The organism is Pseudomonas pisciculturae (genome assembly GCF_015461805.1).
Classification (GTDB): Bacteria; Pseudomonadota; Gammaproteobacteria; order Pseudomonadales; family Pseudomonadaceae; genus Aquipseudomonas; species Aquipseudomonas pisciculturae.
In genome coordinates this window covers 342,288-356,197 of the sequence record NZ_JACVZE010000003.1, presented here as the reverse complement: position 1 = coordinate 356,197, position 13,910 = coordinate 342,288, and the positions used below count along the sequence as shown (strand labels likewise).

Genomic DNA, 13,910 nt, shown 5'->3' with positions numbered 1-13,910 from the left:
AGCAGGCGATGGCTAAGCGGTGGGAAACCAGGGCGGATGGCCGCAGATTTTGTGGGTCATAACGAAACCTTCGCGCTGTGGGGAACCTTGACGCCAAAGTCGTCGAGCGTCTGGAACTCTACGGTTGCTGCGGTACTTGGCGGCGATTTCAGGCTGGGCAGCTCAAACCGGTTGCGGCCACCGGGAATCACCATGTTCTCGCTGTTGGAAGTGCCGGGCTCACGGGCATGGCGCACGCCTGACTCCAGCACTTCGACGTGCTCGAATGTCACGTGATAAGGGGTCGGGTTGTACACTTCCAGTGCTTGGCCCTGCTCGCTCGGTACTCGACGCCATTGCAGCTTTGCGGGGGCGGCCTCGACTGCGTGTGGCAGGTTCGATGGGCGGAAAAACAGTTTGATCCGCGAGCGGAAGGCGAGCTGCAATTGGTTACTTTGTTGGGCACCAGGCGATTGCGCGGGCACTTCCAACAGGTTGAACCAGAACAGGCTTTCTTGCGTTGACGGTAAATTCTCCCCCGTATAGGCAAGGCGTATGACTTGTTGACTGCCCGGCTCCATTCGCACGATCGGCGGGGTGGCAACAAAGGGCACTGCGGCCAGTTCCGGCGTTGAGTGCTCGTCGCCGCTGTCCAGCCATGTCTGTACCAGAACCGGCGCCTGGTTCTTGCTTTCAAGCCTGATCGTCACTTCCTTGTCGTTCTGCGGGTAAACAACGCGTGTGCTGTTGATGACAACGCTTGCTTGCACGGCGACGGCACCGAGCAGTGCAAATGCACAGGTTATGAGTTTGGCTGACAGGTGTGGCGTGAAAATGGCTTTCATACAGTCGATCATCTTGCGGACGAAGAGGTAAGGCCAACTGAGTGGCGCACGCGGGCACCGAAGTCGCTGACGGTGGTGAATTCGATTTTGGTCGTGCCAGTTGGGCGGCTGCGTAGCAGGGGTAGCGCAAACAGTTTCACGTCACCGGCTGGCAATAGCAGGCCGTCGTTGGCTTCCTTGTTTGCCGCCTTGCTGAACCGTTTGCCATCGTTCAGCAAATCAACTGCTGTAAGTGAAATGTGGTACGGGGTGGGGTTGGTTGCTTGCAGGGCGAAACCTTGCTCGTGATCCACCAGTTTCCATTGCACTTTTGCCGGGGCGCTGGCAACGGGGTAGGGCAGTGATGCAGGGCGCAGGAATACCCGCAAGCGGCTACGAAATGCCAATTCGATTTGGTTGTTCTGCTCGGCGTCGGCTGAACGTGGTGGCACTTCCAGTACGTTCAGCCAGTACAGGCTTTCGCGGTCTGTAGGCACCGGTTCGCCGGAATAGCGCAGGCGCAGTGCCTGTTGCTGACTGGGTTCAATCCGGAAGATTGGCGGTGAAAGGGTGAACGGCGTCTGTGCCGTAGCAGGCGTGGAGCGCAGATCACCGCTGTCCAGCCAGGTTTGTACCAGCGCCGGTCGGCTGCCCTTGTTTTCCAGGCGCACGACAACCTCCTGCTGTTCGGCAGGGTAAATCACGCGGGTGCCGTAAATAATGACGCCTGCATGGGCGGTAAGCGCTTGCAGCGATAACCATCCAACAGCACAGGTGGCAAGCGCGAGGCAGGCCATTTTTTTCATGGTTTGAGGTCTCTTCGAATCAAGGGGGGCCTGCGCGGCAGGCGCAGGCCCATTGCGTGCAAAGCCCGTCAGTACAGGCTTGCTCGCCCCTTAATCGGCGTAGACGACCAGAAAGCCTACGCGGGTGTTGACCGCACCTTCGGTGGCAGGGCCGCTGGCGTACATCTGTGCGGCCAGTGGGATGACTGCCTGGTTATCGACGATGACCACACCTGCGGATTTTTCGGTGTAAACGTTGATAGGCGAGCCGTCACGGTTGGTGACTTCTACCTGTACGTTCTTGGCGTTGGTGGCGTCGGATGGGTCGTTGTAGCCGTCGATGTTCAAGCGACCGGTTGCCACGTCAATGGCCGGGCTGGTTGGGTCGAATGCAACCATGGCAGTACGCCCGTTGGTGCAACTGCCCTCGCCTGGCCCGCCAATGCGAATGGTGAAACCGGTCAGGTTGGCGCGATCCCCCGCATTCGCCAGGCGTGCGGCAGAGACGCCGCCCAGGTTAACGTTCTTGACCACGGCACCCGTACCCGGTGGCGAGCCTTCGATGGTGCAGGTCACATCGTTGACCAAGCCGGTGAAATTGATGATGCCATCTGCTGCTGCGTACACGGGTTGCGATACCACGGCAGCCAGCGAAAGCGCTGCCGCAAGGGTGGAGAGAGCATTGAATTTCATAGTGTTCCCATGGTGTGAGTAATCGGTGTGGCCCGCCGCAAGTCAAGTTGTTACACCTGTCATTGTTTTGCGCGTCTCTAGAGAGTGGCGGGGTACATAATCTGTCTCTTGTAAGCGGGTGTTGCCTATAGAGAAGTAGCGAGTTTTATCTCGTGATTGTTCGAAAGCCTCCTGATTTGATTCAGGGTTTTTCAAAAATAGAGTGTTCTTTTTTCTGTGTGGGATGTTGCCGTAAGACAATGCTGAAAGAATACAGCGTGTTGTTTTTCTGTATTGATCCCAGGGTGTGGCTGAGATATACGTGCTCGCAACAACTTTAAGGTTGTAAGCGGTCGGCTGTGTTCATCTCTGCGGGTTTTTTATGCCTATTTCAAACTCCAATGTTTATACCGTCATGTTGTTAGATGACCACGAGATGGTTCGACAGGGCATCGAGTTGGGCCTTAACGAGGAGGCCGATCTCGATGTGATTGGTTCCTTTGGCACGGGCAGGGAATTGATGGAGGCGCTCGCCTTGCGGCCTGTAGATGTGGTCGTCATGGATTTTATCCTCGGCCCTTCGGATATTGACGGCCTCAGCTTGATCCAAGCGCTTAATCGACGTTTCAGTAAGTGCAGGCCTGTGGTTGTCACCTCTCACTACACGCCTGCAACTATTTCCATGGCGTTGAAGGCGGGGAGTTGGGGGGTCTTGGGCAAAACCCAAAAACTGACTGAATTGATTACGGCTATCCGAACGGTGGCCCAAGGTCGAATTTATTTACAACCCTGTATGTTGCCGCCATTACAGGGGATGCAGCCGGTTCTTGATATTGCGAAGATGAAATCGAAAGTGGAGTTTTCAGTGCCGTTGCAGTTGAATGCGTGCCTCACTCCAAAAGAGCAGGAGGTATTGCGTTGTTTTCTGGATGGGATGTCCGTCAATTCTATTGCGGCCAAGTTTTCGCGCAGCGCAAGTACGATAAGCACACAAAAGCAATCGGCTTACAGGAAGTTGGGTATTCGAAGTGACAGTGAGCTTTTTAAGTTTACTCGGCAGTTTGGGGAGCCCTGATGGGTGTTATTGATGTAAGAAACTTCCTGTTTGATTGAGTGTTAGTGTTGGTCATCCAAATAGCGCAAGGCTAATCGCTCCGTTGCTTCCCGAGCCGGCGGTAACAAGTGCGGTGCCACCAGCATCATGATTTGATACACCACTACTTGCACTTCGCCTGCACGGTCGAGTATCCGCTGGTAGTCCAAAGAAAACAGTAACGTCAGGGTGATCTGTTCCACCAACTGCCCCAGCGCCTGGGTGCCGCTGACCAATTGCCCTGCTGCTTTGAGCCGAGCCAGTAACGAAGCCAGGGTTCGCTTGAGCGCCGTGAGCAGGTTGCGAATGCCCTTGGCCAGTTTTGGCAGACGCCCGGCGAGGTTCGACAGGTCTTGGAACAGAAATCGGTAATGCGCCATGCGCTCGATAATCAGGTGCAGGAATAGCCAGTAATCCTCGGCTTCCAGTTGCGCATCCGCCGGTGGGTCGAGTAGCGGCGCCAGCTCGTTCTGGAAGCGCTCGAACAGCCCAAGCACCAACGGCTCCTTGCCATGGAAGTGGTAGTAGAGGTTGCCGGGGCTGATCCCCATTTCATTGGCCACCTCCATGGTCGACACGTTTGGCTCGCCCTTCTGATTGAACAACTGCAGGGCACATTCAAGGATACGGTCGCGGGTCTTCATCCAGTCTTCTTAATCTGATCGTTGAGCTCAACGCACGCGCACGTAGGTGCCCGGCGCTGCTTCCATCGGTGGGTAATTCTGGTTGCCCAGGGCGGTGAGGGTCTCGCGTTGTGCGCCCGAGCGTTGCTGGATCCACTCCAGCCATTGCGGCCACCAACTGCCTTCGACGTGGTTGGCGTCGTAGTACCAGGCGCGGGGGTCGCTGCTCAGCTTGGGGTTTTCGACGTAGTTGGCCTTGGGGTTGCCCGGCGGGTTGAGGATGCTCTGGATATGCCCGCTGTTGGACAGCACGAAGCGCTTGTCGCCGCCCAGCAATTGGGTGGAGCGGTACACCGCATCCCACGGCGTGATGTGGTCGTTGATGCCGGCCACACTGAAGCTGTCTACCGTGACCTTCTGCAAGTCGATGGGGGTGCCGCACACTTCCAGGCCGCCGGGGTGGCTCAGCGGGTTATGTTTGAAGAAGTCCAGCAGGTCGCCATGCAGCGCGGCGGGCAGGCGCGTGTTGTCGTTGTTCCAGTACAGAATATCGAAGGCTGGCGGTTCTTTGCCCAGCAGGTAGTTGTTGATCCAGTAGTTCCAGATCAAGTCATTGGGGCGCATCCAGGCGAAGACCTTGGCCATGTCGCGGCCGTCCAGTACACCTTGCTGGTAGGAGCGACGCTTGGCCGCTTCCAGGGTTTGTTCATCGACGAACAGGGCGGCGGGGCTGTCCATCTGACTGTCCAGCAGGCTGACCAGATAGCTCGCGCTGGAGATACGCCGCAGCTGGCGCTTGGCCTGAAGGTGACCCTGCAGCGCAGCAATGGCCAGGCCGCCGGCACAGGCACCCATCAGGTTGACCTCTCGGGCACCGGTAATCGCCCGGCACACGTTAAGCGCTTCTTCCAGCGCGGCAACGTAGGTGGAAAGGCCCCACTCGCGATGACGCACATCCGGGTTGCGCCAACTGACCATAAACGTTTGCAGCCCGTTTTTAAGCGCGTACTGCACAAAACTGTTGGCCGGGCTCAGGTCAAAAATGTAGTACTTGTTGATCTGCGGCGGCACCACCAGCAGCGGCTTGGCGTACTGTTTTTCGCTCATGGGTTTGTACTGGATCAGCTCCAGCAGTTCATTGCGAAACACCACCGAGCCCGGGGTGGTGGCGACGGTTTTGCCCACCTCGAAGGCGTGCTTGCTCACTTGGCGCGGCAGGCCGTTGTTGTGCAGCAAGTCCTCAAACAGATTGCTCACGCCGCGCACCACACTGTTGCCGCCAGAGTTGAGCAGTTCCTTGATGGCCAGCGGGTTGAGCAGGGTATTGGACGGTGAAACAGCGTCGTTGAGCAGGGCGAAGGCAAAGTGCGCGCGGGCCCGGTCATCGGCGCTCAGGGAGCTGTCATCGATCCAGTGGCGCGTCTGTTTCTGCCAGCTCAAATAGGCTTGCAGGCTGCGGCGGTACAGTGGGTTGAGTTTCCAGGTGGGGTCGGTGAAGCGGCTGTCGTGGGGGTTGGGCTCATGCACCGTCTCACCCAGCAGCACTCGGCCCAGCTGACCGCTCAAGGCCCAGGCATGCCGTGCGGTGTGCACCGGGTTGCGCAGGCCGTGGGCGGCGACGCTGCGCAGGGTCGAGAGCAAGTCCCTTCCCCTGAGGCCGGTGATCGCGTTTTGCGCATTGATGAACGCAGCGGGGGTGGGCGCCGGGTTCGTCACGGGTCTTTCTCGCATGAGCCAACACTCCTTCGTCAAGGCAACAACAGGCACGCCAATTCAGAACCATAGTCGGTTCCTGGCAAGTTGCGCGGCGGTGCGGTCCTTACACTGCCGGGCGCGGATGAATCACTGCACGCATGCGCTCCTCTTGCAAAAACTTCATGATGATCGGCGCAACGGCTTCGGCCCGGGTGATCAGGAACAAGTGACCGTCATCGATGATGTGCAACTGCGCATTGGGGATGCGCCAGGCCAGCACGCGCATGTTGATCAAGGGGATCAACGGGTCGTCATCGCCGGCCAGCACCAGGGTGGGCTGGCGGATCTTGTGCAGCCAATGGATGCTGGTCCAGCCTAGCCCGGCGAACAACTGCCAGTAGTAACCGAGCTTGCCAGCCGAGCGCACTTTGCTGGCGTGTTCAGCGGCGAGGTTCGAGTCGCGACGGAACGAGCCGCCATAAATCATCGGCGCGATACGCACCACATGAGACGGTTGGATATAGCGGCGCGGGCTGGCCATCAGCCACAGGACTTTCGGCTTGCCCGGCACCATCACCGCACCCGCTGCCGTGGCCGCCAGGATCAGTTTCTTGCAGCGCTCCGGATAGTCGTAGGCAAACTGTTGCGCCAGTGCGCCGCCCCAGGACACGCCCACGGCATTGACCTGGCCGTAGTCGAGATAGTCGAGCATGCGGGCGGTCAGCTTGGCCAATCCGGGAAAACGATAGGGCCGTTTAGGTGTGGATGAACCGCCCACGCCCGGCACATCGAAGGCGATCACTTCCAGGTCCGGGTCCAGGGCCTGGACGAACGGGAACACCAACTCAAGGTTGGCGCCGATGCCGTTGAAGATCAGCAGCGGCGTCAAGTGAGGCTTGCCCGGGCGCACCGCCGTGCGGATGGTCTGGCCATCCAGGTCGATGGTGCGGAAGATGAACGGTTGCGGCATGCTCAAGCCCTGTGAAGTGTGACAGCCGGAATGCGGTCTAAATGTGGGAGCGGGCTTGCTCGCGAAAGCGGTGTATCAGTATCAGATGTGTTGACTGACACACCGCATTCGCGAGCAAGCCCGCTCCCACATTTTGATCTCATTTCAATTTAGCGTTCGTGTACATAGGTACCCGGCGCCGCTTCGGCTGCGACGTACGTTTTATTACCTAATGTCGTCGGCGCCTTCTTCAACTTACCCGCCCGTTCCGCCTGCCACACCTGCCAGTGCAGCCACCAGGAGTCGGTGTGCTTGGTCGCATTCTCCTGCCATTCCAGTGGTTTCGCCGTCAGGCTGTCGCTGGTCTGGTAACGTGCCTTGGGGTTGCCCGGCGGGTTGAGGATGCTCTGGATATGCCCGCTGCTGGACAACACAAACTCCACCTTGCCGCCAAACAACTGCGCCGACTTGTAGCAAGACTGCCAGGGTGTGATGTGATCGTTGGTGCCGGCCAGTGAATAAATATCCGCCGTGACCTGTTTGAGGTCGATGGGCGTGCCGCACACTTCCAGTGCGTTGGCACGTACCAGTGGGTTGTTTTTGAACAGTTCGATCAGGTCGCCATGGAAGGCGGCCGGCAAGCGTGTGGTGTCGTTGTTCCAGAACAGGATGTCGAACACCGGCGGCTCGTTGCCCAGCAGGTAGTTGTTGACCCAGTAGTTCCAGATCAGGTCGTTGGGGCGCATCCAGGCGAACACTTTGGCCATGTCACGGCCCTCCAGCACGCCAGCCTGGTAGGAATGGCGCTTGGCCGCCTCCAGGGTTTGCTCGTCGACGAACAGCGCGACCTGGGTGTCCAGGGTGGTGTCCAGCACGCTCACCAGCAGGGTCAGGGCGTTGACCTTCTTTTCCCCGAGCGCGGCGTAGTGGCCCAGCAGTGCAGTGCAGGTGATGCCACCGGAGCAGGCGCCGAGCATGTTGATGTCTTTGCTGCCGGTGATCGCGGTCACTACATCCACCGCTTCCTTGAGCGCCTCGATGTAGGTCGACAAGCCCCACTCGCGCTGGGCTTTGGTCGGGTTGCGCCAGCTCACGATAAACGTCTGCTGACCATTGCGCAGGCAGAAGCGCGCCAGGCTCTTATCCGGGCTCAGGTCGAAGACATAGAATTTGTTGATCTGCGGCGGCACCACCAACAGCGGGCGCTCGTGCACCTGTTCGGTGATTGGCTTGTACTGGATCAGCTCCAGCACGTCGTTGCGAAACACCACCGCACCTTCGCTGGTGCCCAGGCTCTTGCCCACTTCAAAGGCGCCCATATTGACCTGGCTCGGCATGCCGCCGTTGTGCACCATGTCTTTGGCCAGGTGGGACAAACCGTCGAGCAGGCTTTTACCGCCGGTTTCAAAGAAGCGTTTGACCGCCGCCGGGTTGGCCGCGCTGTTGGTGGGGGCCATGGCTTCGGTCATCAGGTTGATCACGAAGTGGCCGCGGCTGATGTCTTGGGGTGACAGGTTGCTGTCGCCGATCCAGTCGTGCAGTTCCTTGCGCCACGCCAGGTAGGTTTGCAGGTAGCGCTTGTAGAGCGGGTTCTGGCTCCAGGCCGGGTCGTGGAAGCGACGGTCGTCGTTTTCCGGCACCAGCTGGGATTTGCCGAACATTACATTCTTCAATTCGACGCCAAAGTGGGCGACGTGCTTGACGCTGTGCAACGGTTGCTTGATGGCTTGGGTCAGCACCATCTTCGCCGAGGCGAGTAAATCCTTTTTACGTAACGCGATGATCGGGTTGAGCCCCAGGGTGTTTTCCGAGGCCTGGCGTTTCAAGTCATCGTTGTTCTTGTTACTCATCTACGACGCTCCATTGTCCGAAAGACGAGTACCGGCTACCGCTCTGTGCACCAGGTTTCGATACACGACACAAGCCAGGTACTGCGACTCGGGTGACCGTTAATACCGCATCGTCAAATGCAGGGAACTTGCCAGTTCCATTGGTTACCCGAGTTTAATTTTTTTCGCAAGCGGGCCGATCATTGGCCTCGCGACAGGGCATTCAAACAGATGAAATTAGAAAATGCCCTCTAAAGAGCAAGACGCTTGGGCTAGAGCATTAGCCGCACGACCGACTCACTCGGATCGCGGGTTTTGCCAGCGGCTTTAAGTTCGGCCAGATAATCGGCCCACAGTGCATCCTGGCGCACGGCCAGTTGGTAGAGGTAGTCCCAGGTGAACAGCCCGCTGTCGTGACCGTCGTCGAAGGTCAATTTCAGTGCGTACTGACCGGCGGGTTCTACCTTGGTCAACTTAACGTTGAGCTTGCCGAATTGCAGGATGGGTTTGCCGTGGCCTTGCACCTCAGCGGAAGGCGAGTGGGTGCGCAGCAGCTCGGCGGGGAGTTGGTACACCTCGTTGGGCCCGTAGGTGAGGCCGAGGGTGTTGGAGGTTTTGTGCAGGTTTACGGCAGTAGGAAATTTGGACATTGGAGATAACCCTGAAGAAACCGGCTTAAAAATGTGGGAGGGGGCTTGCCCCCGATAGCGGTGTGTCAGTCAGCATATCTCTATCTGACAGACCGCCATCGGGAGCAAGCCCCCTCCCACATTAGAGCAAAGCAGTTCTGCGTGTGGCTTACAGAATGTACCGCGACAGATCTTCGTTCTGCGCCAATTCGCCCAAGTGGCTGTTGACGTATTCAGCGTCGATCTTGATCACTTCGCCATTCTGCGCCCCGGCCAAATCGCCAGCACTGAAGGACACTTCCTCCAGCAAACGCTCCAGCAAGGTGTGTAAACGACGTGCACCGATGTTCTCGGTCTTCTCGTTAACCTGCCAGGCGATCTCCGCCAAACGCTTGATACCGTCCGGTTGAAACTCGATGCCCAGGCCTTCGGTTTTCAACAGCTCACGGTACTGCTCGGTCAGCGATGCATGTGGCTCGCTGAGGATGCGCTCGAAGTCGCCCGGGGTCAGCGCCTTGAGCTCCACGCGAATTGGCAGGCGGCCTTGCAGCTCAGGCACCAGGTCGCTTGGCTTGCTCAGGTGAAACGCACCCGAGGCAATGAACAGGATGTGGTCGGTCTTGACCATGCCCAGTTTGGTGTTGACGGTGCAGCCTTCGATCAGTGGCAGCAGGTCGCGCTGTACGCCTTCGCGGGACACATCGACGCCGCCGGAGTTGCCGCGCTTGGCCACCTTGTCGATCTCGTCGATAAACACGATGCCATGCTGCTCGACTGCTTCCAGGGCCTTGGCCTTGAGTTCTTCCTCATTGACCAGGCGCCCGGCTTCTTCGTCGCGCACCAGTTTCAACGCTTCCTTCACCTTGAGCTTGCGGCTTTTCTTCTTGCCCTTGCCCATGTTGGCGAACAGGTTCTGCAACTGGCTGGTCATTTCTTCCATGCCAGGTGGCGCAGAGATATCAACGCCAGCCACTTCGGCAACTTCGATCTCGATTTCCTTGTCGTCCAACTGGCCTTCACGCAGGCGCTTGCGGAACAGCTGGCGGGTGTTGGAATCTGTGGCCGGTGCAGCGTCTTCGTTGAAACCCATGCGTGCCGGTGGCAGCAGGGCATCGAGGATACGATCTTCGGCAGCGTCTTCGGCGCGATGGCTGACCTTGGTCACTTCCTGTTCGCGCAGCATTTTAAGGGCGGCGTCAGCCAGGTCGCGGATGATCGACTCGACATCGCGGCCCACGTAGCCCACTTCGGTGAACTTGGTGGCTTCGACCTTGATGAACGGTGCGTTGGCCAGCTTGGCCAGGCGACGGGCGATTTCGGTTTTACCAACGCCGGTCGGGCCGATCATGAGGATGTTTTTGGGCGTTACTTCAACACGCAACTCTTCGGGCAGTTGCATCCGGCGCCAGCGGTTACGCAGCGCGATGGCGACGGCGCGCTTGGCATCGTCCTGGCCGATGATATGGCGGTTGAGTTCATGGACGATTTCGCGGGGAGTCATGGACATAGTGTTTGGCGGCCTCAAGCGGGAATAAGCCTACGGCTTACTCGGCGAGGTCCTGCTCCTCAATGGTGAAGTTGTGGTTGGTGAACACGCAGATATCGCCGGCAATACCCAGGGCCGTCTCGACGATTTCACGGGCCGACAGGTCGGTTTTCTTCAACAGTGCGCTGGCCGCAGCCTGGGCGTAGCCACCGCCGGAGCCCATGGCGATCAGGCCATGTTCAGGCTCAACGACATCGCCGTTACCGGTAATGATCAGGGACGCATCTTTGTTGGCCACGGCCAACATGGCTTCCAGGCGGCTGAGGGAACGGTCGGTACGCCATTCTTTGGCGAGCTCGACGGCGGCGCGCACGAGGTGGCCCTGATGTTTCTCAAGCTGGCCTTCGAAACGTTCGAAAAGGGTGAAGGCGTCGGCGGTAGCGCCGGCAAAGCCCGCAAGAACCTGGCCGTGGTACAGGCGACGCACTTTCTTGGCGTTGCCTTTCATCACGGTATTGCCAAGGGAAACCTGGCCGTCGCCGCCCATGACGACTGTGCCGTGGCGACGTACTGAAACGATGGTGGTCAAGGGGAGAGTCTCCACGCAGCGGGGCGAAAATGCCCTGGTGGAAATAGATATGGGGGTGGTGGAGATGATTTCAACCGTAGGGGTTTATGGCGGACGAGTGGTGCTCAATGGTCTGACACACATTCCAGAGCGCTGCAAAACCAAATGTGGGAGGGGGCTTGCTCCCGATGGCGGTGTATTAGTCAATGAATCTGGTGACTGATACACCGCAATCGGGAGCAAGCCCCCTCCCACATTTTGATCAAAGTACAGCCCGAATCAGCGGCTCTGGCGTTGTTGTAACAACAGGTTGCTAAAGCCCGCGCCCGCCAATTGTTTCTGCGCCACGGTCAGCTGCTCCCGGTTGCTGAACGGCCCCACCAGCACGCGATACCAGGTCGCATCCTTCACCGTGCCAGACTCTACCGTCACGGCCTGGCCCAGCAAGATGATCTGCGCCCGCACACGGTCCGCATCCGCCTGTTTCGGGAACGAGCCCGCTTGCAGGAAGAACTTGGTCACCGGTGCCGCCTTGGTCTCAGCCACTGGCGGCGCGGGCGGCGGGGTGATCCCGGCCAATGCGGCCTGGGCGCGAGCGGTGTCGATCTTCGCCGCTTCCGCTGGTGTAACCGGTGTGGTCGGCACTTGCGGCGTCGGCAGGGTTTTTTCCGGCACGGCGTCAGGCGGCACGATCACTTCCGATTCCGGCAGCAGCGTGTAGAAGTCGTATTTCGGCTTCACGGGTGCTGTAGGGCTCGGCGCGGTTTTGTTGGCTTCGGCCATTTTCGTGGCCTTCTGCTGCTCCTGCTTGACCCGTTTGACGTCATCGCCCTTGCCGGGGTCCAGCTTCATCAGGAACACGATAAACGCGCCGACCGTGAGGCCGATGGCCATCCACAACCAGCCCGGGATCGGTTTCTTCGCCGGGGCCTGGTAGCGGCTGGCGCCGCGCTTGGGTGCAGGTTTTTTCTTGGCAGCCAACTTACATACGCTCCAGGGTTTCCAGGCCTAACAGCTCCAGGCCTTGCTTGAGGGTCCGTCCAGCCAGTGCGGCGAGGCGCAGGCGGCTTTGCTTCTGGGCTTCGTCGTCGGCGCTGAGGATAGGGCAGTTCTCGTAGAAGCTGGAGAACAGGCCGGCAACTTCATACAGGTAGGTGCAGAGAATGTGCGGTGTGCCTTTCTCGCCAACGCTGTTGAGCACTTCGCCGAACTGCGCCAGTTTGGCGGCCAGTTCCTGTTCGTGGGGAGCGTCGAGCACGATCTGGCCTTCGACTTCGCTGAAGTCTTTACCCAGCTTGCGGAACACACCGGCTACACGGGTGTAGGCGTACAGCAGGTACGGCGCAGTGTTGCCTTCAAAGTTGAGCATCAACTCAAAGTTGAAGCTGTAGTCGCTGGTGCGGTGTTTGGACAGGTCGGCATATTTAACTGCGCCAATGCCTACCACGCGGGCGATGTTGCGCAGGTCGGCCTCGGCCAGTTCAGGGTTCTTTTCCTTCACCAGGGTGTAGGCACGTTCCTGGGCTTCGTTCAGCAGGTCGATCAGCTTCACGGTGCCGCCGTCGCGGGTCTTGAACGGGCGGCCATCGGCGCCGTTCATGGTGCCAAAGCCCATGTGCTCCATGTGCATCGGGTGGGTGATGAAACCCGCACGACGGGCCACTTCAAATACTTGCTGGAAGTGCAGGGCCTGGCGCTGGTCGACGAAGTACAGCGCACGGTCAGCCTTGAGCACGCCGCTGCGGTAGCGCACGGCAGCCAGGTCAGTGGTGGCGTACAGGTAGCCGCCATCGGCCTTGACGATGATCACCGGCAGCGGCTCGCCATCGGCCGTCTTGAATTCTTCGAGGAACACGCACTGCGCGCCGTTGCTCTCAACCAGCAAGCCCTTGGCCTTGAGGTCGTTGACCACGTTGATCAGGTCGTCGTTGTAGGCGCTTTCGCCCATCACGTCGGCCATGGTCAGTTTGACGTTGAGCAGTTCGTAGATTTCCTGGCAGTGGGACAGGGAGATATCACGGAAGCGGCTCCACAGCGCCAGGCATTCCTTGTCACCGGCTTGCAGCTTGACCACCAGGCCACGGGCGCGGTCGGCGAACTCTTCGGACTCGTCGAAACGCTTCTTGGCAGCGCGATAGAAGTTTTCCAGGTCCGACAGCTCATTGCTGGTGATCGGGTTTTCTTGCAGGTACGCCATCAGCATGCCGAACTGGGTGCCCCAGTCGCCCACGTGGTTCTGACGGATCACGGTGTCGCCGAGGAACTCCAACACGCGTGCCACGCCGTCGCCAATGATGGTCGAGCGCAGGTGGCCTACGTGCATCTCTTTGGCCAGGTTGGGTGCCGACAGGTCGATGGCCACACGCTGCAGCGGGCCTGCTTTACGCACGCCGATGGTGGCGTCGGCCAGGGCCGCGTCCAGGCGCGAAGCCAGGGCCTGGGTGTTTTGGAAGAAGTTGATAAAGCCTGGGCCGGCGATCTCGGCCTTGGTGACGCTTTCGTCGGCAGGCAGGGCGGCAATGATTTTTTCTGCCAGGTCACGCGGCTTCATGCCCGCAGGCTTGGACAGCATCATCGCGATGTTGCTGGCGAAGTCGCCGTGGGTCTTGTCGCGGGTGTTCTCCACCTGGATCGCCGGCGTCAGGCCTTCAGGCAACACACCTTCGTTGACGAGTTGGGTGAGGGCTTGTTGGATCAGCTGGCGAATGGTGTCTTTCATGGTGTTCTCTTTGTGCCGCAAGCGGCTGCGCGCGATGCGCAGGTGGAAAAACTGGGCAT

At 59.1% G+C, this 13,910-nt stretch carries 13 protein-coding genes; 1 reads left to right on the top strand and 12 read right to left on the bottom strand.

The window, feature by feature from the left end; genetic code table 11:
* Positions 1-56: 56 nt before the first annotated feature.
* The 3 genes from ICY20_RS10605 to ICY20_RS10595 form a co-directional block, all read right to left on the bottom strand.
* Positions 57-824, bottom strand: a complete 768-nt coding sequence (locus ICY20_RS10605; protein WP_159960243.1) for a fimbrial biogenesis chaperone — start codon at positions 822-824, stop codon at positions 57-59.
* Between the two features lie 8 nt (positions 825-832).
* Complete coding sequence (locus ICY20_RS10600; protein ID WP_159960241.1) at positions 833-1,609, bottom strand: fimbrial biogenesis chaperone; 777 nt, start codon at positions 1,607-1,609, stop codon at positions 833-835.
* Between the two features lie 90 nt (positions 1,610-1,699).
* Entirely contained in the window at positions 1,700-2,281 is a 582-nt protein-coding gene (locus tag ICY20_RS10595; RefSeq protein WP_159960239.1) for a fimbrial protein, read from the bottom strand.
* A 361-nt stretch (positions 2,282-2,642) separates the two neighbouring features.
* On the opposite strand from ICY20_RS10595, the gene ICY20_RS10590 reads away from it, so the two are divergent.
* Positions 2,643-3,335 (top strand): response regulator transcription factor, encoded by a 693-nt coding sequence (locus tag ICY20_RS10590; protein WP_228758377.1) that lies wholly within the window; start codon positions 2,643-2,645, stop codon positions 3,333-3,335.
* 41 nt (positions 3,336-3,376) lie between these two features.
* Here ICY20_RS10590 and ICY20_RS10585 read toward each other — a convergent pair whose 3' ends face one another.
* From ICY20_RS10585 to argS, 9 genes are all read right to left on the bottom strand, one after another.
* Positions 3,377-3,997 (bottom strand): TetR/AcrR family transcriptional regulator, encoded by a 621-nt coding sequence (locus tag ICY20_RS10585; protein WP_159960237.1) that lies wholly within the window; start codon positions 3,995-3,997, stop codon positions 3,377-3,379.
* 27 nt (positions 3,998-4,024) lie between these two features.
* The gene (gene phaC / locus ICY20_RS10580) at positions 4,025-5,707 is read right to left on the bottom strand and encodes a class II poly(R)-hydroxyalkanoic acid synthase (RefSeq protein ID WP_159960235.1); all 1,683 of its coding nucleotides are present in this window, start codon (positions 5,705-5,707) and stop codon (positions 4,025-4,027) included.
* Between the two features lie 88 nt (positions 5,708-5,795).
* Positions 5,796-6,641 (bottom strand): poly(3-hydroxyalkanoate) depolymerase, encoded by an 846-nt coding sequence (phaZ, locus tag ICY20_RS10575; protein ID WP_159960233.1) that lies wholly within the window; start codon positions 6,639-6,641, stop codon positions 5,796-5,798.
* Positions 6,642-6,790: 149 nt separating this feature from the next.
* Positions 6,791-8,470, bottom strand: coding sequence for a class II poly(R)-hydroxyalkanoic acid synthase (phaC, locus tag ICY20_RS10570; protein WP_159960231.1), 1,680 nt, complete (start codon positions 8,468-8,470; stop codon positions 6,791-6,793).
* Between the two features lie 251 nt (positions 8,471-8,721).
* On the bottom strand, positions 8,722-9,099 hold the full coding sequence (locus ICY20_RS10565; RefSeq protein ID WP_159960229.1) for a gamma-butyrobetaine hydroxylase-like domain-containing protein: 378 nt from the start codon (positions 9,097-9,099) through the stop codon (positions 8,722-8,724).
* A 148-nt stretch (positions 9,100-9,247) separates the two neighbouring features.
* Positions 9,248-10,585 (bottom strand): ATP-dependent protease ATPase subunit HslU, encoded by a 1,338-nt coding sequence (gene hslU, locus ICY20_RS10560; protein WP_159960227.1) that lies wholly within the window; start codon positions 10,583-10,585, stop codon positions 9,248-9,250.
* 37 nt (positions 10,586-10,622) lie between these two features.
* On the bottom strand, positions 10,623-11,153 hold the full coding sequence (gene hslV / locus ICY20_RS10555) for an ATP-dependent protease subunit HslV (protein ID WP_159960225.1): 531 nt from the start codon (positions 11,151-11,153) through the stop codon (positions 10,623-10,625).
* A gap of 258 nt (positions 11,154-11,411) precedes the next feature.
* Positions 11,412-12,113, bottom strand: a complete 702-nt coding sequence (locus ICY20_RS10550; protein ID WP_159962540.1) for an SPOR domain-containing protein — start codon at positions 12,111-12,113, stop codon at positions 11,412-11,414.
* Between the two features lies 1 nt (position 12,114).
* Complete coding sequence (gene argS, locus ICY20_RS10545; protein ID WP_194937443.1) at positions 12,115-13,851, bottom strand: arginine--tRNA ligase; 1,737 nt, start codon at positions 13,849-13,851, stop codon at positions 12,115-12,117.
* Positions 13,852-13,910: the final 59 nt, after the last annotated feature.

Bases quoted from the DNA above. Each gene is read 5' to 3' on its own strand.
- phaZ (WP_159960233.1), bottom strand. From the start codon at position 6,641: ATGCCGCAACCGTTCATCTTCCGCACCATCGACCTGGATGGCCAGACC.
- ICY20_RS10585 (WP_159960237.1), bottom strand. From the start codon at position 3,997: ATGAAGACCCGCGACCGTATCCTTGAATGTGCCCTGCAGTTGTTCAAT.
- hslU (WP_159960227.1), bottom strand. From the start codon at position 10,585: ATGTCCATGACTCCCCGCGAAATCGTCCATGAACTCAACCGCCATATC.
- phaC (WP_159960235.1), bottom strand. From the start codon at position 5,707: ATGCGAGAAAGACCCGTGACGAACCCGGCGCCCACCCCCGCTGCGTTC.
- ICY20_RS10600 (WP_159960241.1), bottom strand. From the start codon at position 1,609: ATGAAAAAAATGGCCTGCCTCGCGCTTGCCACCTGTGCTGTTGGATGG.
- argS (WP_194937443.1), bottom strand. From the start codon at position 13,851: ATGAAAGACACCATTCGCCAGCTGATCCAACAAGCCCTCACCCAACTC.
- ICY20_RS10565 (WP_159960229.1), bottom strand. From the start codon at position 9,099: ATGTCCAAATTTCCTACTGCCGTAAACCTGCACAAAACCTCCAACACC.
- phaC (WP_159960231.1), bottom strand. From the start codon at position 8,470: ATGAGTAACAAGAACAACGATGACTTGAAACGCCAGGCCTCGGAAAAC.
- ICY20_RS10595 (WP_159960239.1), bottom strand. From the start codon at position 2,281: ATGAAATTCAATGCTCTCTCCACCCTTGCGGCAGCGCTTTCGCTGGCT.
- ICY20_RS10605 (WP_159960243.1), bottom strand. From the start codon at position 824: ATGAAAGCCATTTTCACGCCACACCTGTCAGCCAAACTCATAACCTGT.
- ICY20_RS10590 (WP_228758377.1), top strand. From the start codon at position 2,643: ATGCCTATTTCAAACTCCAATGTTTATACCGTCATGTTGTTAGATGAC.